This is a genomic window from Bradyrhizobium sp. USDA 3240 (assembly GCF_054063295.1).
Map to the genome: position 1 here is coordinate 5,223,752 of NZ_JBSSGD010000002.1, position 19,721 is coordinate 5,243,472.

The window sequence follows — 19,721 nt, forward strand, 5'->3', positions numbered from 1 at the left end:
TGATCCCTTGAACCAGTCCGATATCGCGGCATGGCTCGTGACGCGCTCGACGCTTTTTGACTTGTCGTTTCGCATGCTCAAGATTGCAAAATCCCATGCGGTTTGATCTAAGTGTCGGAGCGCACGGACTAACGTACCAGGGTGGGCCGTGCCAAAAGCGTGCCACGCTGAGCGGGTGCGATCAAAAAAAGTAAAGCAAATCAATCGGTTGCGGGCGTAGTTCAATGGTAGAACGGCAGCTTCCCAAGCTGCATACGAGGGTTCGATTCCCTTCGCCCGCTCCAACACTTAGCTGAAGTTCGTAGGACGGTTTTGTCGGTGGTTTTGCAAGTTTTGTTCATTCTTTGGCTTCCAGCTTCTTGATTCTCGCCTTAATCGCCGCGGTACGACCGACGTAGCGGCGGATGATTTTCTCGACTGACTCCTCTTCCCAAGCAAGCGTCTCTGCGATCTCGCGCATGGTGAAGCCGGCGATGTAGAATTTAGTCGCAGCTGTTCCTCGGAGGTCGTTGAAGTGTAAACGGTGCGAGAGGGCCACGACTTGGCGCGGACGGCCTACGCACCGCGCTTGAAGCGTATAGGCATCCAGAACTGCCGCAGGGCCTCAACGGCTACGGGAATGTCGCGCCGGACGTTTTGAGCGACGGGCAGCGTTCCCAGCGTGTGCCGGGCCGGGGGTAGCAAGGGCCGACCGGCGTCGTCGATGCAATGGACCAAGATCGGCCGCAGCATAAGGTGTTCGGTTCCGTTCGGGGAGAGAAGCCGCGACCAGACGAGAAGCCGAAGCTTCATGACGGCGTAGAAGCCCATGCACCAGGGCTGCGGGTCGACTTCGCCGTCCGGTGATCGCACGAACAGCGGCTCGAAGCTCTCCGGTCCCGTCGACAGCGTCTCGCTGATTGCGTTGTGGCGCATCAGCGTGGCGGCGATCGCCGAGAACTCCTCGGTGTCGTGATTGAAGGCGTCGGGATCTACGCCGAGGAGCGGGCACACCCATTCCTCGGACGCCATCGAGACCGGCCCGGCAACGACCGCGGCCACCGCGCCGTCGAGCATGGAGAGCGACGTCGCCCGCGGATGCCGAAGCGTCGGCGACCTGGCGCGCTCGCTGATCCATTGCCCGAGCCGTTCGAACGACATGGCATAGTCCGCCATCGTCGTCTTGGCCCGTTTTCCTCGCCGTTGCTTCGGCTTCGTCATGCCACGGCCCGCTTTTCGGCTTCGCGTGCGGCCTTCCAGTTCCAGGCCAGAAGTTCGTGCAGCTGGTTGGTCTTCGTGGCGCCGCTCACCATGCGATCGAGAACGTCGATGAGATACGCCTCGGGGTCGAGACCATTCAATTTCGCTGTGTTAAGAAGCGAAGCGAGTATCGCCCAAGTCTCGCCCCCGCCTTCGTCACCACTGAACAACGAGTTCTTTTTTCCGATCGCAATGGGCCTGATCGATCGCTCGACCGTGTTGGTGTCCGGCTCGAGCCGCCCGTCATCCAGGAACGCCGTCAGGCCCTGCCAGCGTTCGAGCATGTAGTCGATCGCCTTGATGAGCGTCGAGCGGCGGGAGATCCCGTCCTTCACCGCGATCAGACGGATCCTCAACGCTTCCATCAGCGGCTTCGTCTCGGCCTGTCGCGTCGCGCGGCGTTCCCCGGCGTCGAGACCGCGGATCCTCTCCTCGATCGCGTAGACGGCCGCAATGCGCTCGATGACCTCCGCGGCGAAGGGTGAGTTCGTCGTCTTGTGCACCCTCACGAAGTTGCGGCGCGCGTGAACGAGACAATACGCCAGCTGGATCTGGCCCGACATCTTCGCATCGCCCGCCAGCGAGGCGTAGGCGGCATAGCCGTCGACTTGCAGCACGCCTTCGAAGCCGGCCAACTGCGCCACGATCTCCTTCTTGCCGCGACCACCTGCGAACACGTAGGCGACCGCCGGCGGCGCCGGCCCCTTCCACGCCCGATCGTCCGTCGCGTGCGCCCAGAACTGGCAGATCCTCGTGCGGCCGCGTCCCGGATCGAGCACTGGCATCGGCGTCTCGTCGCAGAACAGCCGCTCGAAGCCGTGCATAGTCTTCAGTTGCAGATCGTAGAGGCCCCTGACCAGCCACGCCGCGCTCCCCATCCAGCGCGCCAGCGTCTGACGGTCGACGACGACACCCTGACCCGCCAGGATCTGCGTCTGGCGGTAGAGCGTCGATTGCCAGGCATATTTGGCCGCGGCGATATGCGCGATCAGCGCCGTCGTCGCCATGCCGCCCTCGACGAGCCGCGCCGGTGCCGGGGCCTGGACAATCGCGCCCTCACAGGAGCGGCAGGCGTATTTTGGACGGATCGTGCGGAGCACACGCAGCCACGCGGGAACCCGATCGAGCGCTTCGCTGCTCTCCTCGCCGATCCGATGCATCTGACCCGTGCAGCACGGGCACCGCGTGGACGCCGGCTCGATCACCCGCTCGATCCGGGGCAGATGCGCCGGCAGTGCGCCGATGTTGCGCCTCGCTTTGCGCCGCTTCGGTCTCGGCGCGTCCGGTTTGTCGTCATTGGCCGGGAGCTGTGAGCCGGCGGTCGGTTCCAGATCAAACGCGATCTGTTCGGCGCAGACGATCGCCGAGCGCTCCGATCGTGCGCCGAAGATCAGGCTCTTCAACGTGGCGATCTCTGCGCGCAGATCATCGTTCTCGCCTTCGAAAGCCAACACCATCTCGGCAAGAGCTGCAGGGTCACAGGGGAGATCTTCGGGGCGAAGCGCCATATCGCAGAGCTACACGAACACACTCACAATCGCCAGCAAAACAAGACGCTTCAGGCAACCTTCGTCGGCCGCTTCGTCACCTTGGGGACCACACGCGACCACTCCGCAAGACCTTCAATCAGCATCGCCAGTTGCGCCCCCGTTACCGGCATCGTACCCTCGTGAACAGGTGGCCAGGCGAAGCCCCCATTCTCCAGCCACTTCGTCGCTAGAACCATTCCCGAGCCGTCAAAAACCAGTAACTTCAAACGATCCGATCGCTTCGATCGGAAGACATAAACGTCACCGCTGTAGGGCTTGCCGCCCAATCCCTCCGCTACCAGCGCGACAAGGCCATGAACGCCTTTACGAAAGTCAATCGGCTGCGTCGCGACGAACACACGGACCATTGGACCGAAAGAGATCATCGCGTCGATCTCACCGCCGCCAGCACGCGCTCCAGCGTCGCAGTGTCGACGCGGACAGGCACGCGCACCGTCGCGCCCGCGATCATCACCTCGATCCGCTCGGCCGGCCCCGTCAGAACATGCGCCTTATCGATCGCGTTCGGCTGCGCCTCGACGGCGGCGTCGAGCCTGACTTGCACGAACTGCGGCGCTTCGCTCGACGCGAGCCGCGCCTGGCGCCGCCACACACTGAGCAGTCCCCGGTTCACCCCGTTGCGTCGAGCCACCTCGGAAATGCTCGTCTCCGGATCGGCGCTCTCGGCCACGATCCGCGCCTTCTCCGCATCGCTCCAACTGCGCCGTCGCCTTTCCCCTGTGATCACCTCGATCCGTTGATAGGAGGCGGCATCATGCCTGTCTTGATGTCTGTCTTGATGCATGGAACGAGCGTCCCTCGCGTTGTCAAATCCACGCGCGAGTCTCGCTCATCCCGTCCACTTAAACGAGGTGGGGTTGTCGTACCGCTATCGTTGAAGTGCAGATCTTGTTGCGACATCCCGGCGTCGATCTTCGCTTTGTTAAACGAGCTCCCGAAACCATCGGCCGTCCAGGGCCGGCGTCGGCTGTTGGTCAAAATTGTTGTTGATCGCTTTGGAATCCGAGCAAGGATTTCTCGGAGCGCGCCGTAAAGAGGAATGATCGCTTCGCGACGGTGGCGGCTTTTGCCTGTGGTCAGAATAATGGCATCGTCGCTGATATGTGACCAAGACAGGCGCAAAAGATCACTCAAGCGCAAACCCGTGTGGCCGGCTAGATCAACGGCAGTCGCGATTTCGTTCGAACACGTAATTTTCAAGCGAGCGATTTCCGCATCAGTCCAGATGATTTCTGATCGATCGTTCTTATAGAGGTGTTCAACGCCTTCGCACGGATTGCCGGCAATCTTGCCCGTTTGTACGGCATGTGCAGCGACACGGGAAAGCACCTGCATGCCGTAGTCGGCCGTTCGTGGCGTATCGGCCCATTTGTTACGCCAGCGGCGAATTACCGGCCTGATCTTTTCAGGCCTATCGAACTGTGAGATCCGCAGTTCGCCGAAGTATTCGGCTATGCGATCAAGCCAGGTGCCCCACTGGTCTCGCGTGGATTGTGCGAGCTTCCTATAATCGTTGCTTCGCTTGTAATCGCTAACAACAAACCGAAAGCGGCTCTTATCGGGCGCGCGATGGTCCTGAACAGCTTCGTTATAGGACGCGATAAACTGGGGAGTACCAGGCTCGCCCTTCAGTCGCGGTCCACCGCGCCAAGCGTACCAATAGGTACGCCCCTTTGCCATAACCTTCGCAATTCCCTTGAGCTCAATTCTCGCCATGCTTCGCCTCGAACTCAGCCAACTCTCGATCAAGCTCATCCACTTCCTCGCGAGGCGAGGTTGAAGAATTAGTAACGAGAACGATCCGGCCATTTTTGTCGATTTCGACTCGGTGAACACCCACACCAGCCGCAATCGTCGCCCGCAGCAAGCGAGTGACGTCTTGTTGCTTGAAGGTGCAGGGGCCACGGCGAGGCATCGATCAGAGCCCCTCTTGCCTATACTTCAATGGAGGCGCGAAGCCGCGACCGCTCTCGAGCGCGGCTGGAGCGCCAGCTGATGCACGTCCTGACGCACAATCAGCGGGTCCGTTGCTTGCCTTGGACCGCGACCCGTCAGCTTTTCGGTTTGCAGTCAGCAAGCGCGACGGCACGAGGGTTGGATGAACGATGTGCTGGCGCGTCATCGTTCCGTGCCCATTCTTGAGTATGCGAAGGTCGAAAGTCATGATGCGCCATTGATCTTTAGAAGCTTGCGCAGTGCTACGCGCAACGTGAGACTGGCGTTGACTGAAAATATCGAAGTTGGACTATCGACAACGCGCTTTATGGCGTCTCTCTCAAATTCGCTGGCGGTCCTTGACTTGAATATGCGCGATTTGCCGGCAAGTGCGGATTTTGGATGAAACTCGCCAGCCGCCCAATCTGGTACGGTTCCAGAACGATCAATCAGTTCGTCCCAAACGGCACCTCGAAAGACAATGATGTCGCTGCCGTCGTCGGTAAGATGACCGTAAACCTGCTGGCTCGCAGCAAAGCCCGAAGCGATAAAATGTCGGTTGATCAATGAGACGTAGAAATCGCCCGGCTCCTTACCGGGATCCTCAGTCGTTGAAAACCAGTTCCATTCTCGTTCGCCATGAGGCGCCTTGTCGACCATGCGCTGGTGTGCGTGCCAAGGATCAATGGAGTCATACAGGAGAGATTCCAGCAGGGTGTTTGCATAGATTAGCTTCCCCGAAACCTGGAGATTGAGGCCACCATGCTCGTGCATTGGGTAGATGAGGGCCGCGCGCTTCAGCATGCGACTGTCGAAAAGGCGCGTGGCAGTCCGCGATTGTGGGACAGCCTGCAGAATACCGAGCTTAAGAAGCTCGCGCTGCGACCGCTCTGAGAGGCCTGTTGCGCGCTGCATATCAGCCGCATTGAAGCGACTGTTGCCGTACCAAACGATTGCCGACTCGGCTCCTTCCATAAGCTTTAGACAAACACATTGACGCTTGCCCGTCAATGACTTTGACGCAATCGCGTCAAAGGAGAGGTAATTAATGACGGCTAGGACTAAAGTCTCGTCCGGGTGAGGTCGGCGCACCCGTGAAATTTCTAAGCCGTCTAGTACCAACGGTTCGAATCTTCCTTGCTCCGCCACTTTGCCCCGAAATTTCGTACCTCGAAACGGAGACAGGCTCGAAAACTCGGCCGTTTTCGTGAATTTTTTTGCCCTGGAGAATGCCGGCCGTACTAAAAACGAGCGTCGAATGGGGCTGGAGAACGCGTTTTTCTCCGAATCCTAGAACGTCGGGAATCGGTACAGTACGGCATTTCGGCGAAAAACCAGGCCCTCATGGGCGGCCGGTTTTGAATCTCTCTCGCTTAACGGATGAGAGCGAAGGACATCCAATTCCATGCCAATCGATTTCGGAATTCGCGGGTTCGATTAGTCTTTGCATTCCGACGGAGGCGGTGCGCCTAGGCACTGATACACGATGACCCGCGAGCCTGCGAAGGCAAGCCGCCGCATCACCGTTGTAATGTCGACGGCCTCCGGCCTAATGAAGCCAAGAACCTTCAGCTACGCGATATCACGATCGTGGAGGAGAGGCGTAAGGGTAATAGAATCCTTGAGATGGAGGTACGCGGCAACCGTGGCGTCGGATATTGCAAGAGCACGCCAAGCGCCGTGTTGCGCTGTGAGCGGCTATTCAGTCGACCGAAGTGCGTACCGCAGGGGAAGGCTCGCGCGAGGAAGAAATGCATTGCCTCCCCAGTATCCGCAGCCGACCGATCCGGTCTTTCCGGGCAACCACATCAAGTTGTTCAATCGGTTGCTCGACCGGAGCAACCTCAAGCTAGACGGGACGGCAAGCCTGGTACCGCGTATAGCCTGCGTCATACCTATATCTGTATGAGGCTTATGGAGGGCGTGGATATCTATCAGATCGCCAAGAACTGCAGCACCAGCGTGGAGATGATCGAGAAGTTCTACGCGGCCCACATCAAGAACACCCTCGATGCTGCAGCTATCAACGTCCGTCGCCCGAAACCCACACGCCAGGTGAAGCCCGTACTCTCAAGCGAACCGGGAATTCTATCAATCCCTCTGCTATAGAAGCCTTAGAGACTAGGGATGCTGAGTTTTAGCGGGCCAAGCTGGGCCCGCACTTAAGAACCCGAAGGGGCTCCTTTTATTACGAGCCGGTAGCGGCTCGCCTTTTGCGTGTAGGCGCTTTTGATGATCTTAGAACTTCGGCTGAAGGCTTCGCCTTCTTACGCGTAGGCGTCATTGTACCTTTGCTTCGATGAGCGTTCCCCGTCGTCGTGATCGGCAGCTCTTTCAAGTGGAAAATGCCTAAAACCTAAGCGACGTCTGTTGCGGGGATTGTGGCTGCTCGTATACGTTGAGCGGCCCATCTGCATGAATCCGACTGGTTGCAGGTCTTAACAACTGACTCGGCCCTTTAGCTGCCGAGCAGCGTTCACGTATACGTTGGAACGCCATGAGAGCCCAAAACGAAATTCAATTCGAGCTGCCAAGAATGAGCGAGCCGACTATTACCTGCCCGAACTGTAGGACCGAATTCAAACTCAACGAGTCTTTGGCGGCTCCTTTGATCGCTGCGACCCGTCGGCAGTACGAGCAGCGCATGGCGCAGAAGGACGCCGAGGTTGCGAAGCGTGAAGAGACGATAAGAGAGCAGCGTGAGGCCCTGCAGCGAGAGAAAGAGGCTATCGATGAGCAGGTCTTCGCTAAGCTAAATGCTGAACGGGAGAGGGTTGTCGCGGAAGAGGCCAAGAAGGCAAAGCTCTTGGTAGCCGCTGACATTGAGCAGAAATCTAGGGAATTGGCTGATCTGCAGCAGGTCCTAAAGGATAGAGAAGCCAAGCTTACCGAAGCGCAGCAGGCCCAGGCCGATCTTATTCGCAAACAGCGCGAACTCGATGATGCCATGCGCGAAGTCCAACTCACCGTGGAGAAGAAGGTCCAAGAATCGCTCCATGCCGTGCGCGACAAGGCTAAACTGGAGGCCGAGGAGGGGCTGAAGCTGAGAGTCTTGGAGAAGGAGGAGCAAATCTCTTCCATGCAGCGTCAGATCGAAGAGCTGAAACGCAAAGCCGAGCAGGGATCGCAACAGCTTCAGGGCGAAGCTCAGGAGCTCGAGTTGGAAGCGCTTCTCCGTTCAAAATTTCCACAGGATCTGATCGAGCCAGTCCCCAAGGGCGAATACGGTGGCGACGTGTTGCATCGCGTCGTGAGCCCAGGCGGCCAGCAATGTGGGACCATACTTTGGGAATCCAAGCGCACTAAGAACTGGACCGATACGTGGCTTTCCAAGCTCCGAGATGACCAGCGCGCCGCGAAAGCCGAGTTGGCGCTGATTGTTTCTAATGCGCTTCCGCGAGGGGTAGAGACGTTTGATTTTGTGGAAGGTGTTTGGGTTTCCGATTTTCGATGCGCAATTCCGGTCGCAATTGCCTTGAGGCAGTCGCTGGTTAGCCTCGCGATGGCGCGCCAGGCTGGCGAGGGTCAGCAAACGAAGATGGAACTCACTTACCAGTACCTCACCGGTCCGCGCTTCAGGCATCGAATTGAAGCCATCGTGGAGAAATTCTCAGACATGCAGTCGGATCTGGAGCGAGAGCGCAAAACGACAGTCCGCCTTTGGGCGAAGCGTGAAGCCCAGATCCGGGGCGTAATAGAATCAACGGTCGGCATGTATGGCGATCTTCAAGGGATCGCCGGCAAGTCCCTTCAAGAGATAGATGGATTGGATGTTTTGCTGATTGAGGCTCCCCAAGATGCGGAGCGAGATGATGATTTATCAAATTTGAGAAGAGAAGATTGAGCTAACAATTGAAGGGTTGAGGAATGACGACCACTTTTGATCCTGTTCGTGAGGCCGAAGAGCTTCGCGAGCAGCTGGGATCTGATCGCCGCAGGCTGCTGGTGTTCTTCGGAGCGGGAACCTCTCAAGCAGTCGGGATCGATGGCGTTTTTCAACTTACGAAGAACGTTGCCAGCGACCTTAAGGGAGCTGATCGTACGCATTACGACCGTATCCTTGCACAGGCCGGAGCTGGTGCGCACGTCGAGCACGTATTGAACAGAGTTCGATTGTGCCGGGAGATGATCGGTAACAGCAAGACGGCCGAAGCCGACGGAGTAAAGGGCGATGAGGCTGTAAGCCTTGACCGAGCTATTTGTGCCGCTATTTACAATCGCGTTAGGGTTGATCCTCCTAACGGCTATCAGCTTCATGCTGAATTCGCCGCCTGGATCAGCTCGGTCAATCGTGCCAAGTCAGTTGAGATTTTCACCACAAACTACGACCTGTTGGTCGAGCGTGGCCTCGAAATCGCTATGGTCCCTTATTTCGACGGTTTTGTGGGGACCGTTCACCCTTACTTTTCGGACGCGGCTGTCGACTATAAGGACGACAACGACAATCAGCTGAACATTCCGAGATCGTGGACGCGATTATGGAAGATACATGGCTCGATCGGATGGCGGTCTTCTGAAGAGGCCATCACGAAGACAAAGAAGATACTTCGTCTTCCACTCGTGCCGCCCGCTGCTGGAGATGATCTCATGATCTTTCCATCGCGGGAAAAATACTCGGATTCTCGGAGACTTCCATTCGTCGCCTTGCAAGATCGGTTGCGGCGGTTGACCGCATCCGGCGAATGCCTCTTGCTGATTGCTGGTTACTCCTTCGGGGATCAGCACATTAATGACGTCATCTTTGGTAATTTGCGGAGCAACAACAGATTCTCGGTAACCGTGTTGTCCTTTGATGCGCTCGCCTCGCCTAGCGTGGAAGAGAACCTCATAAAGCCAGCCCAGGGCATTCGGAATCTAACCGTTTACGGGCCGGACAAGGCCCTCGTAGGCGGAGTATTGGGCTCGTGGTCGACGCCAGCAAAACCGCCTGCGAGCATGACTGGCTGGCCATTCTGGGACGAAGCCAAGAGTGAATTCACGCTCGGGAATTTTGCGAACCTTCCTAGGTTTCTTCGTGAGTTCATCGGCGCCCGGCAATTGGTACTTGCACCCACTTCAGCGGGTGGTCTTGGACCAAGTGTTACTCCCACGGTTGTTGCCACGGCCGGGGCCGCCCCATGAAAGACGAGGCGACCTATCTCGGGAATGTCCGTCGTGTAGTTGGAGCTACCGTCTACGCTACGCTATCTTCCGATCTGCCATCGACCAGCCCTATTGTAAATGGTCGCGTATATCGCGTTGGGCAAATTGGCAGCTTTGTGAGAATCCCGCTCGGCTTCCTAAATGTCTACGGGATTGTATCCATGGTTGGCGCGGCTGAAGTTCGCGGAGATGCCACCTTGGGATCACTCTCCACGAGCGCGGAATGCACTCTAGAGATCAAACTTATCGGCGAAGCTTATCGCGGCTCGGCCTTCCAGCGCGGCCTTAGCATCTATCCGACGGTGGATGACGAAGTCCATGTCGTTACCGAAGACGATCTTGCGAAAATCTACGCGCCGTCAGGTTCATCCTCGGTTTGTATCGGTAGCCACTCAGCTTCTGAAAGTCTGGCCGCGACGCTCGAACTGGACAAGTTGGTCACGCGCCATGGAGCCATTCTTGGGTCAACTGGCAGTGGCAAGTCCAATACCGTTGCAGCGATCTTGAAAGCAATTACGAATGGCGATCTTCCCAAGGCGCAGGTCATAGTTATCGATCCGCATGGCGAGTATGGTGCTGCATTCCAAGGAAAAAGTCGCGTCTTTAGCATAGGCAGTAAGAGCTATCCGTTTACTTTGCCATATTGGTGTTTGTCTTTTGACGAACTGGGTTGGTTCCTCGTAGACCGCCGATCAGCATCAGAATCGGTTCAAGACGGAGCGCTTCGCGACAAGGTCTTTGAGATGCGTCAGCAGGCCGCGACGCAGGCAAAGGTCGGTAAGTCTCAGACTGCGTTGAGCGTTGACGAAATCACGGCGGATTCGCCCCTGCCCTTTGATGTACGGAAGCTTTGGTATCACTTCGATCGCTTAGAGCGCGTCACCTTTGGTGACATGGGGCGAACGCTGGAGGAGCTAATTGCTGAAGGAGATCCTGCGACTCTTTCTTCGGCACGCTTCAAGCCCCCGGGTGCTGGCTCGACGCCGCCGCACAAGCCGCAGCCTCCGCCGGTTATGGCGTCATATACTAATAAGATTTTGCAGCGGCTTAAAGATCGCCGCTATGACTTCCTTCTCAATCCAGGCGACTACGATGGCCTGAAGAAGGACCTCGGCCAGTTGGTCGATTCGTGGATCAACCACGATCAACCGATTACGGTCTTCGACTTGGCGGGCGTTCCTCCAGAGGTAATCGACTTAGTGGTCGGGTTACTGTCACGCGTTCTGTTCGAAGTAATGTTCTGGGGCCGCGACATTCCAGATCTTGGCAAGCAGCGTCCGGTACTTTTAGTGTTTGAAGAAGCTCATCGCTACCTTCCGAGCGGCGAAGGTTTCTTTATTCAGGGATATGCGAGGCGGTCGGTCCAACGCATTCTGAAGGAGGGACGAAAGTACGGTTTAGGTGCGCTACTGGTCAGCCAGCGTCCGTCCGAACTCGACGAAACTATCCTCTCCCAATGCGGGACGTTTGTCGCTCTCCGCCTGACGAACGGGCAAGATCAAGGACGGGTGAAGAGTGCGGTTCCAGATGAGTTGGCTGGCCTAGTGGAGCTGTTGCCCGCGCTGAGAACTGGCGAGGCCATCATTACAGGCGAGGCTATGCAGATTCCGAGTCGAGTGAGGATTCAGCTTATCGAACCAAGGCCGAACAGTGGTGATCCAGAGATCACCAAGCTTTGGAGTGATAAGGCGGCCAAGTCGCCAGACTTTGTCTCTGCTGTAACAAACTGGCGTCGGCAGAGATCAACATAGAAGGGAGAGAAGCGCTATGGAATATCAACCGGTTTCTTCGTCCAATATCGCAGCCATAGGATTTGATGACGCAACAAACACCCTTGGGGTCCAATTTCTGAACGGTACAGAGTACCACTATTTTGGTGTACCGCGCGAAGTGTATGAGGGTCTGCTCAACGCGTCATCTAAGGGCGGATACCTCAACGAACTGGTCAAGAAGTCTGGGTACGCTTATTCCCGCGTGGGCTAGCGCTACCGATTACTTTCACCAGCAACGCAAGTCTCTGGCTCGGCAAAAAGCGCCTCTATCCCGTGGATCGGACACGCCCAATTAACCTGGTACGCGGTGCCGGTCCCGTTCCACGGTGTTTCAGATTGCATAATCGATGGAAGGCAGGTGCATCCGCACGCCGCTGCTTCGCGTGATCCTGGAGTCATGGCTGGCGCAAGCCTATTCAGCTTTAAGATCGGCTTCATGCTCGGCTAACCCTCTTGCCTCTGCATAGTTCCCGCTGCAGATGGTGATCACCAGCGATGCGCACACCTACCCTGGCAGTTGGCGCTTCAGCCCCTTCGTTGCTGCAAGCCCATCTCTCGTGGCGCGTCTAAGCCCAATGCACGGCCAGTAGGACCGGGAAACTGGGCCCGGGGCGCGTCCGCGCAAGGCATCCAACCGTATCCCTGAAGGGAACCCTCGGCGGGACCCTCCGTTGCAACGCCGCTATCTCCCCGTTCCTTGAGAATTCCCGTCGGGCCGCGATTAGCGCAGCCGGCAAGACCAAAACGGGAGATCGCCGAATGAGACGCAACGAAAAGACCCAGCGACCACACGGTGTCTTTGTGGTCGAAGAAGGTGACAAGGCCTTCTGGACCAAGATCGGCGATGAGTTCAAAGCCTTGAGCGAGCAGGCCCCCAGGGGATGCCTGACTTGAAAAGCCTCTAGTCGGACTGGTCCGGCGTGTTGTTGCTTTCATCCGGATCATTGGGATAGGTAAAGCCGCACATCTCCATGAATTGCCAGGCGCGCAGCCAGTTCGTTATCTCGTTGATCTTGAGAATTGAGATGTCCTCCGCGGAGCCGCTACGCGCTTCCCTTGCATAGAGCGCGTTGAGCTGGCTGACATACGCTTCACGCAACATCCCCGTCGGTCGAAAAGCAAAATTGTGCGTTGTGACCACTTCGAGCAAGGATACAACCATTGCTCTCCAAAGCGGCAGTTCAAGCTCCGATTTAGTGTCGTGCTCCAAACAATCCTTTATCACGCGCTTGGCAAGCGTGGTCAGTCGGCCGTCGAAGCCAAACTCTGGAAATTCGAAGAAAGCCGAACGATGCTCGGGCGCAAGTTGCTCAGTGATCGCGTTCGATCGTTCGATACCCGCCGCGCGGAAAGGATTGAGAGCGCAGATAACCAAACTGTTTCGATAGTAGCGCGGGATTTCCGCCCAAGGCTTCCGCACATAACAGAAGCCGTGAAGGTGCTCCGCTTCCATTAGTTGGGCTGCGTAGTTGCTGACCGCCGTCAAGTGCTCTTTTGTATACTCGTTGAGGCTACCCCCGTCCTCCTTGCTGTCGATCCAGTCCGGCAGGTCTTGAAACGAGCACACGACGCAGGACACTGCGTCATGTGCGAGCAGTTGATTAGCAAAATGTTGAAAATCCTCATCGGTCGGCACATGCAGCATGAGATGCAGGCCTTCAATCGTGTCGTCCGTAAAATGCGGAGTGTAAACAATGATGTTGCGGTCGCTAATCATCAAATCATAGAGAAAGGCATGCCGGGTGATCTTGTTGTCGAGGTTCGCAACCAGCACGTTGCCGATGTCTTTGTGCCCCGACAGCGCGAACATGCTCGCAATGTAATTGCTGTAGCCAAACAATTCAGAGAACGCATTGCGCTCGGCCGATCGTTCGACCTTCAACTCCAGTATGAAGAGGCCATCCTCATGCTGCCCAAGAATATCGAGTTCCATTGGGTCGTGTTATCGACCGGCAGCTTAATTTTGCTGCCGATGAACTCGCCATACCGGATCGTGCGGTGCATCGTCAGGAGCTTCGTCAACACCCTCGCCTTAATGATCCGCCAAAGCTCAAACGAGATCGCGTCCTCGTCATCGGGCGTATCAAGCGGCTCAGTCGGGTGAACTTGGCGTTCAAGTTCTGGTGCATCATCCACCAGGTGTTCCAAGCCACCCTTCGTCACAAGGTATTGGTGGACCTCTTCCTCGGAGAATTTAACAGCCACTGATATTACTTTCTTGATCAGGTTGTGAGCCAGCACGCTCATTCTATCCCGATCGCGAACGTTTATAGAATCTGATTGGCTAATACCCAAAGTAAGAACACCCCCACGCTCGTGCGGGGGGCTGTCGCATCAGGCCGTCCTTCCAAATCGGTAGACTTCGCCGCCAACTTTGACTTCTTGTGGAATCGTTCTGTTGGCCGTACCGCTAAGATCGAGATCGCCGCCGACGCTTAGGCTCTCTGGAAAGGACATAATGGCGGTACCGCCGAGATCAAGATCGTCGCCGAAATTCGAATCTTGTCGGCGCCTCTAGCTTCTGCCGATCAAGCTAAATCAGAATGGAGTCGGTTGGCAGGCTGATAGGGCTTGGTCCTAAGGCTTATCAGTCGGCAAAATTCCATAACATTCGATGGGCGAATCCGGGCCGATGCAGCCCTGTGCCACCATGCAACATACGGCCTCAATGGCCGGCGGTCGTAGCGAAGCCGTAAACATGAAGGAGGCCGCAGATTGCTGCGGCCTCTTTTTTCGATCGGGACGTCACCACCAGTGACGGTGATGATGGCGCCAACCGTAGTGATGGCCTCGGTACCAGCCATAGTGACGGCCGCGGCCCCAACCGTAGTGATGACCGCGACCGCCGTGATGGCCCCACCCGTGTCCATGTCCGTGGCCACCTCTGACCTGGATCACTCCATCGTCAGTGTTACCCAGTGTCTGTGGCGGTGCCATCGGCATGGCAGATGCCGACAGCATTGGCATAAGCGAGAAAGCACAACCGATAACTGCGGATGCCAATAGCTTTTTCATCTTGAGATACTCCTCCCTTGTTGAGCGATAACCCAGCAGACTATCAGTCGCGCATTCCAATGCTCACTGAACGGTGCGTTCACCTGCGGTTCATCCACGCCGCGCTTCGGCGCTTACGAGAACCTTCCAGTGCCGATCGGAATCTGATGAGCAGATTCATGGAACGTCGTTTGGATCGCGCAGTTGGTTGCTGGGGTGAACTCTGGAGGACAAAATGAAGCGCACAATTATCGCACTTTCTGCCGCCTGCCTTATGGCTTCGAGCACCGCCGTGTTCGCGCAAGGCGTCTCTAACAAATCTCCTGGTCATGAGATGCAGGACCGAGGTTCCAAGAAGGGGAGCCCTGGCGCCTCAGGCTATGCGCCCGGACAGGAAATGCAGGCAAAGGGCTCGAAGCGTGGTAGCCCCGGCGCATCTGGATATGCTCCTGGTCAGACGACAGGGTCCAGCACCGGCATGAAATCGGGTGGCTCGACCAGCTCCAAGTAGCCGGCGTACGGATCGTCCCAGCATCGGCTGGGGCGATCCCACGGGATCGGACCCAGCGTTATCTTGGCCTCCGGCCGCGCGGCGCGGCGGCAAAGGTCAGACCAAGAACCTTGGCCCTGAGCCGCACCGCGGCTTCGCTTCGGTTCATTTCAACGGCAATGTCGACGGCATAACGGCCTTCAGCGATGAGCTTCTGCAGAGTGCCGTCTTCAGCGGGATCCCAGGGGCGGTTCTTCGGCATTGTGATGCAAATCAGTCTTTGAGGCCAATTCGTATTGGTGAGCCTTCTCCAGCAGTGCGTCTTTGATCGGGCCGGGCGGAAGAAGAGCGGCCTGCCTTCGTGCTTCGCGTGCACACTCAGAGCTGACTTCTTGCTCTCTCGTCATGGCTCGCCTCCAGCTCCTTGCGGACAGCCGCAGCAGAATTGCCGACTTTATCGACCGCCTTACGAAGCTCTTCCTTTGAGACACCGAGCGCATGAGCCCAGCATTTCATTTGATCAGGCGCATGCACATTGATCTTTGACCGCTCGAACTGATCTTTCTTCGTAAGGCTGTCCATTCTCAAACAACTCGGGCTCGAAGGCTCCGTTCCTAAGTAGGAACTGGCGGGCCGATTCATGGGTTCATCCGAGCAGGAGGTGCCGACATGGCAAAGGCAGCATGGAAACGACCGGGTTCACCAATCGGCAAAAAGGGCGCGCGAAAGGCCAACCCTAAGTACAAACGCCGTTCGCGTCGGCCTTGGACCGATAAGGAAGTCAGCCAGCTTCGATCGCTCGCAAAGGCGAACACTCCTACGGGTGTGATCAGCCTCAAGATGGAGAGACCGAAGGGCTCGATTGTCAATCGGCTTGCAAATTTGACCCCTCGTATTGCCTCAGGAAGTAATGTTACCCGGGATGAAGGTCTACGAGCTGCCCCAGACCGGTCTCGAGCCTCGGGCCGTATTTCATCCACGGGCATGGATACGATGGCTGTCTCCGCCACCTTCCGCCGGAGGGACCGAAGCAGGCGCTGAACGATCGAATGCTGCTTGTCGCTGAACATCGAAGGATCGATCGTGGCGAGCCTGCCCACGATGGCCAGTGCAGTGAGCTGTGGCTCGACGGCGAGCCAGTTCTCGATGATCGCGAGATGGGGGTCGAGCTTCGAGGGCATGCGAATACGCTTTTTGTATCGCCGTTTCGGCCGGCGGTGCGTGCCCCGCACTTCGGCGGTTTTTGCCGCCGTGCCGAGCGATCGGGCAAACGAGAGCGGATCAGCCGGCGATACGGTGGGAACCTTCGCAAGACCGCGCTTGCCGATCCGTTCGCCGAGCTCTTCCTGCGCCGTGCGGATCGTGGCAAGCAATTGTATGGGATCGAGAGTCCGATACGTCTGGCGCAGACGGCGCTTGACCGCTGATGGGAGTTTCGGGTGCCCCAGTGCGCGTTCGTATGGTGTGGCAGGCGGATGATAGCGTTTGATGATCTTGGCACCCTCGCGGCGCTTCTCTTTGAGCTTGAATGACGGCTGGAAGAAGTTCACCAGCAGGCGCGTCGCCGCGTAGAGACGTGCCATCACGCGGGCCGTCTCGACCCCGTCGAAGCGCCCGTATCCGACGAGCCGCCGGACCACCGCACCGTTCTTCTGCTCCACGAAAGCCTGATCGTTCTTTTTGTAGGCACGTGACCGCGTTACCTCGATCTTCTGTGCTCGGCACCATGGAACGACGACGTCGTTCATGAACGCGCTGTCGTTATCGAAGTCGGCGCCACAGATCACCCACGGGAACAGGCCCTGTGCTCGCGTCATCGCTTCCACGACGAGGCTGCCATCGCGTGTCACCAGGGGCAGGCATTCCGTCCATCCTGTTGCGATGTCCACCATGGTCAAAGTCTGGATAAACGAGCCGGCGACGCTGGTCCCACCGTGCGCGACCATGTCGATCTCGCAAAAGCCTGGCGGCGGGTTTGCCCAGTCATTGAAAGTGCGGATCGGCACCTCGCGTCGAATCGCCGAGTAGAATCCGACTCGCCGCCGGCGCCCCCCAGCAGCCGCAATTTTAACGTCGATCAACATCCGATCGATCGTCGCCGCGCTCAGAGTTGTCAGCAGCGCACGCTCTGCGCTCGTTGGCTTCAGCCGGCCATGCCGCTCGAGTGCGGGCAACAGCACTGGGATCATCGATACGAGGCGCTTACCGCAGACGCGATCGGAGGCTTCCCACAGCGCGATCAGCGCGTCGCGCACGCTGGCATATTTGCGTCGCCGACTTGTCGCTGGTTCGGTTGGGCTCGTTGCCCCTTCGTCCAGTGGTGGTCTGGGCCTGTCCCTTCCGGCAACCGACAGTGCTCGCACCGCGTGCTTGCGGTGCCAACCCGTCGTTGCTGTCAACTCGTCAAGGATCCGTCCCTTCTCCACTCGTCCAGCCGCACGGTAGCGCCTCGCCACCGCGGCCAACACCTCGCGCCTTGCGCCCATGCTGATCCCGCTCGCCATTGGCGCCACCGACCTGATTCGGTAACGCCGCCCCAGTCATCGGCGAGAAGTTGTCCAGTAACATTCTGGATGAGGCAATGCGGGGGGCAATATTGCAAACGATGACGTAATTGCGGTCGGCGCCCGCGGCTCAAGAAGGTCCGCTATCTTCAGGCCTTCCCGCAATCTCACGAATCGGAGGGGCCATGAAGCAATATGTTGGGCTGGATGTCTCGCAAAAGGAAACTTCAGTATGTGTGGTCGACGAAGTGGGGCAGGTCTTGTTCGAAGGAAAGGCAAAGTCCGATCCAGGGGCACTCGCAGCATTGCTTCGTAAGCGGGCGCCACAAGCGGAGCGCATCGGATTTGAGACTGGGGCGATGGCGAGCTGGCTATGGCACGAACTTCGTAGGGTCAATCTGCCGGTGGTTTGCATCGACGCGCGGCATGCCCACGCGGCTTTATCCGTACGCATGAACAAGAGCGATCAGAATGATGCGCGGGGGCTTGCTGAACTGGTGCGGGTTGGCTGGTATCGGGAGGTCAAGGTCAAGAGCGAGGAAAGTCAAAAGATCCGCGCGATACTCGTCGCGAGATCCCGGCTCGTGTCGATGCGCCGAGACATCGAGAACCAGGTCCGGAGTATGATCAAAGAATATGGCTTGCTGTTCCCACGCGCAATCGGCCAGCCGTTCCGCAACCAGGTCAGCGAGCTATTGGGCAATAATCATCCACTCTTCGGCGTGATATCGCCGCTGCTCTCGATCCATGAGAATGTCTGTCAACAACAGGGTAAGTTCGACAACGAGGTCCGCCGGTTGGCAAAGCTGGACGAGACGACGCGTCGCCTGATGACGGTCCCAGGTGTCGGCGTCGTGACGGCCCTAACGTTCCGCCACACGATCGATGACCCCTCGCGCTTCCGATCGGCGTTGACAGTCGGTGCCTACCTCGGCCTTACACCTCGGCGCAACCAATCCGGCGAAACTGACATCAATGGCAAGATATCTCGATGGGGCGACCGGCTCCTCCGAACCTACTTGTTTGAGGCCGCTACCGTACTTCTTTATCGGACTAAGAAATGGTCGTCCCTCAAGGCCTGGGGCATGAAGCTCGCCAAGCGGATCGGCATGAGGAAAGCAAAGGTCGCTATCGCCCGAAAGATCGCAGTCATCCTTCACTGCATCTGGGTCGATGGCACTTCCTTCGACTGGGGGCAGCCGCAGCCAGTCTGATATTTGCTCGCAAGTTCCTGGTCCGGTCTGCCGGACTGGCGATGTCCCGCTGGGACGGTGTTGAGGCGACCTCGTTCATTCGGCTGGTGACGGCTCGACCGTACTCCGCTGCAAACGTTGAGGCGTCCGACCCGGACATCATCATGAGGCGCTGCGCGACCTCGGAAAGGACCATGACCCCAGCGAAGACATCAGTCCGGGCGATCAAATACTGGCCGGCAAAGTACTTATCAGCCGCGCTCGCGCCGTCTCCGCAACCCTGACCAGCTGCGACGGCGCGAGCGCTACCACCGAGAGGCGAGTTCAGAAATGTAAGCTTGACAACAAACCGCAATTAAAGGGCCGAATGACAGTTTATGGCCGATCGGGCAGTTGAGCATGCGCGATTGCCGCCTCACGAGGCGTTGGCCGCGTCGAGCCAGAAGCTCGCTCAAATCGGCAGGATGGCAACTTTGGCAACGAGCCGTGGATGCTTTCGTGACTCCTTAGTCGGCTATTTTAGCGGGCCAAGACGCACTGCGCGGAAGAGTTTTTCGACCTGGCTATTGGAACTCGTCTTCGCCGATCGCAGCGTAGGACAACAGAGGGTGATTTGTTGCGATGCTTGCCAGCAGCGATTGATCAAGCGTCACGGACAGCTGGCCTTTGTCAGGAAAGTACTGAGTGAGTAACAGGCGCACGCATAATACTTCGCTGTCCCGGTCGTGGTCATGCGGGTCTTGTATGCGTTGGTCCGGGATCGAAGGGTACGCAGAACTAGCGAGCATCCAGCTGACATTTGTCAGCCATTGACCGAATTCTTCCATAACATCTCATTTGCGAATGGCGTGCTATGGCCTCGTGCCGGTTTAACTGGGCGACCAGGCCCCAGTGGATAAGTT

Annotated in this window: 19 protein-coding genes, 1 tRNA gene and 1 pseudogene; 8 read left to right on the forward strand and 13 right to left on the reverse strand. The window is 57.6% G+C overall.

Going from position 1 to position 19,721, the window contains the following annotated elements; genetic code table 11:
* The first annotated feature begins 210 nt into the window (after window positions 1-210).
* Window positions 211-284: transfer RNA gene (locus tag ACVIGA_RS25295), tRNA-Gly, on the forward strand.
* Between the two features lie 53 nt (window positions 285-337).
* Here the strand turns inward: ACVIGA_RS25295 and ACVIGA_RS25300 are convergent.
* The 7 genes and pseudogenes from ACVIGA_RS25300 to ACVIGA_RS25330 form a co-directional block, all read right to left on the reverse strand.
* A pseudogene (locus tag ACVIGA_RS25300) lies at window positions 338-520 on the reverse strand (tyrosine-type recombinase/integrase); the annotation flags it as partial.
* Window positions 521-555: 35 nt separating this feature from the next.
* Window positions 556-1,200, reverse strand: a complete 645-nt coding sequence (locus ACVIGA_RS25305; protein ID WP_224943706.1) for a UPF0149 family protein — start codon at window positions 1,198-1,200, stop codon at window positions 556-558.
* Complete coding sequence (tnpC, locus tag ACVIGA_RS25310) at window positions 1,197-2,747, reverse strand: IS66 family transposase (protein WP_208067377.1); 1,551 nt, start codon at window positions 2,745-2,747, stop codon at window positions 1,197-1,199. The genes ACVIGA_RS25305 and tnpC overlap by 4 nt, the downstream gene beginning before the upstream one ends.
* A gap of 50 nt (window positions 2,748-2,797) precedes the next feature.
* Entirely contained in the window at window positions 2,798-3,154 is a 357-nt protein-coding gene (tnpB, locus tag ACVIGA_RS25315; protein ID WP_176528770.1) for an IS66 family insertion sequence element accessory protein TnpB, read from the reverse strand.
* Window positions 3,151-3,573 carry an IS66-like element accessory protein TnpA gene (tnpA, locus tag ACVIGA_RS25320; protein WP_176528769.1) on the reverse strand — a complete coding sequence of 141 codons (423 nt, stop codon included), beginning with the start codon at window positions 3,571-3,573 and terminating at the stop codon, window positions 3,151-3,153. Before tnpA ends, tnpB begins: the two co-directional genes overlap by 4 nt.
* Entirely contained in the window at window positions 3,513-4,505 is a 993-nt protein-coding gene (locus tag ACVIGA_RS25325; protein WP_456668416.1) for a tyrosine-type recombinase/integrase, read from the reverse strand. The genes tnpA and ACVIGA_RS25325 overlap by 61 nt, the downstream gene beginning before the upstream one ends.
* A 444-nt stretch (window positions 4,506-4,949) precedes the next feature.
* Window positions 4,950-5,528: a hypothetical protein gene (locus tag ACVIGA_RS25330; RefSeq protein WP_456668417.1), complete on the reverse strand. Its 579-nt coding sequence runs from the start codon at window positions 5,526-5,528 to the stop codon at window positions 4,950-4,952.
* A 1,119-nt stretch (window positions 5,529-6,647) separates the two neighbouring features.
* Here ACVIGA_RS25330 and ACVIGA_RS25335 point away from each other — a divergent pair.
* The 6 genes from ACVIGA_RS25335 (at window position 6,648) to ACVIGA_RS25360 (ending at window position 12,532) form a co-directional block, all read left to right on the forward strand.
* On the forward strand, window positions 6,648-6,833 hold the full coding sequence (locus tag ACVIGA_RS25335) for a hypothetical protein (protein WP_456668418.1): 186 nt from the start codon (window positions 6,648-6,650) through the stop codon (window positions 6,831-6,833).
* Window positions 6,834-7,260: 427 nt separating this feature from the next.
* Window positions 7,261-8,568, forward strand: a complete 1,308-nt coding sequence (locus tag ACVIGA_RS25340; RefSeq protein ID WP_456668419.1) for a DUF2130 domain-containing protein — start codon at window positions 7,261-7,263, stop codon at window positions 8,566-8,568.
* Window positions 8,569-8,591: 23 nt separating this feature from the next.
* Entirely contained in the window at window positions 8,592-9,845 is a 1,254-nt protein-coding gene (locus ACVIGA_RS25345; protein WP_456668420.1) for an SIR2 family NAD-dependent protein deacylase, read from the forward strand.
* On the forward strand, window positions 9,842-11,617 hold the full coding sequence (locus tag ACVIGA_RS25350; protein WP_456668421.1) for an ATP-binding protein: 1,776 nt from the start codon (window positions 9,842-9,844) through the stop codon (window positions 11,615-11,617). The genes ACVIGA_RS25345 and ACVIGA_RS25350 overlap by 4 nt, the downstream gene beginning before the upstream one ends.
* A gap of 16 nt (window positions 11,618-11,633) precedes the next feature.
* The gene (locus ACVIGA_RS25355) at window positions 11,634-11,849 is read left to right on the forward strand and encodes a KTSC domain-containing protein (protein ID WP_212447871.1); all 216 of its coding nucleotides are present in this window, start codon (window positions 11,634-11,636) and stop codon (window positions 11,847-11,849) included.
* 548 nt (window positions 11,850-12,397) lie between these two features.
* Entirely contained in the window at window positions 12,398-12,532 is a 135-nt protein-coding gene (locus ACVIGA_RS25360) for a hypothetical protein (RefSeq protein ID WP_456668422.1), read from the forward strand.
* 7 nt (window positions 12,533-12,539) lie between these two features.
* Here ACVIGA_RS25360 and ACVIGA_RS25365 read toward each other — a convergent pair whose 3' ends face one another.
* The 5 genes from ACVIGA_RS25365 to ACVIGA_RS25385 all read right to left on the reverse strand — a co-directional run bounded on the left by ACVIGA_RS25365 (window position 12,540) and on the right by ACVIGA_RS25385 (window position 17,626).
* Window positions 12,540-13,571: a hypothetical protein gene (locus tag ACVIGA_RS25365; protein WP_456668423.1), complete on the reverse strand. Its 1,032-nt coding sequence runs from the start codon at window positions 13,569-13,571 to the stop codon at window positions 12,540-12,542.
* On the reverse strand, window positions 13,517-13,885 hold the full coding sequence (locus tag ACVIGA_RS25370) for a hypothetical protein (protein WP_456668424.1): 369 nt from the start codon (window positions 13,883-13,885) through the stop codon (window positions 13,517-13,519). Before ACVIGA_RS25370 ends, ACVIGA_RS25365 begins: the two co-directional genes overlap by 55 nt.
* 1,316 nt (window positions 13,886-15,201) lie before the next feature.
* Complete coding sequence (locus ACVIGA_RS25375; protein WP_456668425.1) at window positions 15,202-15,384, reverse strand: hypothetical protein; 183 nt, start codon at window positions 15,382-15,384, stop codon at window positions 15,202-15,204.
* Between the two features lie 116 nt (window positions 15,385-15,500).
* Window positions 15,501-15,704 (reverse strand): DUF3606 domain-containing protein, encoded by a 204-nt coding sequence (locus ACVIGA_RS25380; protein WP_456668426.1) that lies wholly within the window; start codon window positions 15,702-15,704, stop codon window positions 15,501-15,503.
* A 56-nt stretch (window positions 15,705-15,760) separates the two neighbouring features.
* Window positions 15,761-17,626 carry an integrase catalytic domain-containing protein gene (locus ACVIGA_RS25385; protein ID WP_456668427.1) on the reverse strand — a complete coding sequence of 622 codons (1,866 nt, stop codon included), beginning with the start codon at window positions 17,624-17,626 and terminating at the stop codon, window positions 15,761-15,763.
* Between the two features lie 185 nt (window positions 17,627-17,811).
* Here ACVIGA_RS25385 and ACVIGA_RS25390 point away from each other — a divergent pair, with 185 nt between their 5' ends.
* The gene (locus ACVIGA_RS25390; RefSeq protein WP_456667040.1) at window positions 17,812-18,840 is read left to right on the forward strand and encodes an IS110 family RNA-guided transposase; all 1,029 of its coding nucleotides are present in this window, start codon (window positions 17,812-17,814) and stop codon (window positions 18,838-18,840) included.
* Window positions 18,841-19,382: 542 nt separating this feature from the next.
* Here the strand turns inward: ACVIGA_RS25390 and ACVIGA_RS25395 are convergent.
* The gene (locus ACVIGA_RS25395) at window positions 19,383-19,646 is read right to left on the reverse strand and encodes a hypothetical protein (RefSeq protein WP_456668428.1); all 264 of its coding nucleotides are present in this window, start codon (window positions 19,644-19,646) and stop codon (window positions 19,383-19,385) included.
* Window positions 19,647-19,721 lie beyond the last annotated feature (75 nt).

Excerpts from the sequence above, each read along its gene's own strand:
- ACVIGA_RS25305 (WP_224943706.1), bottom strand. The coding sequence starts at position 1,200 with ATGACGAAGCCGAAGCAACGGCGAGGAAAACGGGCCAAGACGACGATG.
- tnpC (WP_208067377.1), bottom strand. The coding sequence starts at position 2,747 with ATGGCGCTTCGCCCCGAAGATCTCCCCTGTGACCCTGCAGCTCTTGCC.
- tnpB (WP_176528770.1), bottom strand. The coding sequence starts at position 3,154 with ATGATCTCTTTCGGTCCAATGGTCCGTGTGTTCGTCGCGACGCAGCCG.
- tnpA (WP_176528769.1), bottom strand. The coding sequence starts at position 3,573 with ATGCATCAAGACAGACATCAAGACAGGCATGATGCCGCCTCCTATCAA.
- ACVIGA_RS25325 (WP_456668416.1), bottom strand. The coding sequence starts at position 4,505 with ATGGCGAGAATTGAGCTCAAGGGAATTGCGAAGGTTATGGCAAAGGGG.
- ACVIGA_RS25330 (WP_456668417.1), bottom strand. The coding sequence starts at position 5,528 with ATGCTGAAGCGCGCGGCCCTCATCTACCCAATGCACGAGCATGGTGGC.
- ACVIGA_RS25340 (WP_456668419.1), top strand. The coding sequence starts at position 7,261 with ATGAGCGAGCCGACTATTACCTGCCCGAACTGTAGGACCGAATTCAAA.
- ACVIGA_RS25345 (WP_456668420.1), top strand. The coding sequence starts at position 8,592 with ATGACGACCACTTTTGATCCTGTTCGTGAGGCCGAAGAGCTTCGCGAG.
- ACVIGA_RS25350 (WP_456668421.1), top strand. The coding sequence starts at position 9,842 with ATGAAAGACGAGGCGACCTATCTCGGGAATGTCCGTCGTGTAGTTGGA.
- ACVIGA_RS25355 (WP_212447871.1), top strand. The coding sequence starts at position 11,634 with ATGGAATATCAACCGGTTTCTTCGTCCAATATCGCAGCCATAGGATTT.
- ACVIGA_RS25360 (WP_456668422.1), top strand. The coding sequence starts at position 12,398 with ATGAGACGCAACGAAAAGACCCAGCGACCACACGGTGTCTTTGTGGTC.
- ACVIGA_RS25365 (WP_456668423.1), bottom strand. The coding sequence starts at position 13,571 with ATGGAACTCGATATTCTTGGGCAGCATGAGGATGGCCTCTTCATACTG.
- ACVIGA_RS25370 (WP_456668424.1), bottom strand. The coding sequence starts at position 13,885 with ATGAGCGTGCTGGCTCACAACCTGATCAAGAAAGTAATATCAGTGGCT.
- ACVIGA_RS25375 (WP_456668425.1), bottom strand. The coding sequence starts at position 15,384 with ATGCCGAAGAACCGCCCCTGGGATCCCGCTGAAGACGGCACTCTGCAG.
- ACVIGA_RS25380 (WP_456668426.1), bottom strand. The coding sequence starts at position 15,704 with ATGGACAGCCTTACGAAGAAAGATCAGTTCGAGCGGTCAAAGATCAAT.
- ACVIGA_RS25385 (WP_456668427.1), bottom strand. The coding sequence starts at position 17,626 with ATGGCGAGCGGGATCAGCATGGGCGCAAGGCGCGAGGTGTTGGCCGCG.
- ACVIGA_RS25390 (WP_456667040.1), top strand. The coding sequence starts at position 17,812 with ATGAAGCAATATGTTGGGCTGGATGTCTCGCAAAAGGAAACTTCAGTA.
- ACVIGA_RS25395 (WP_456668428.1), bottom strand. The coding sequence starts at position 19,646 with ATGGAAGAATTCGGTCAATGGCTGACAAATGTCAGCTGGATGCTCGCT.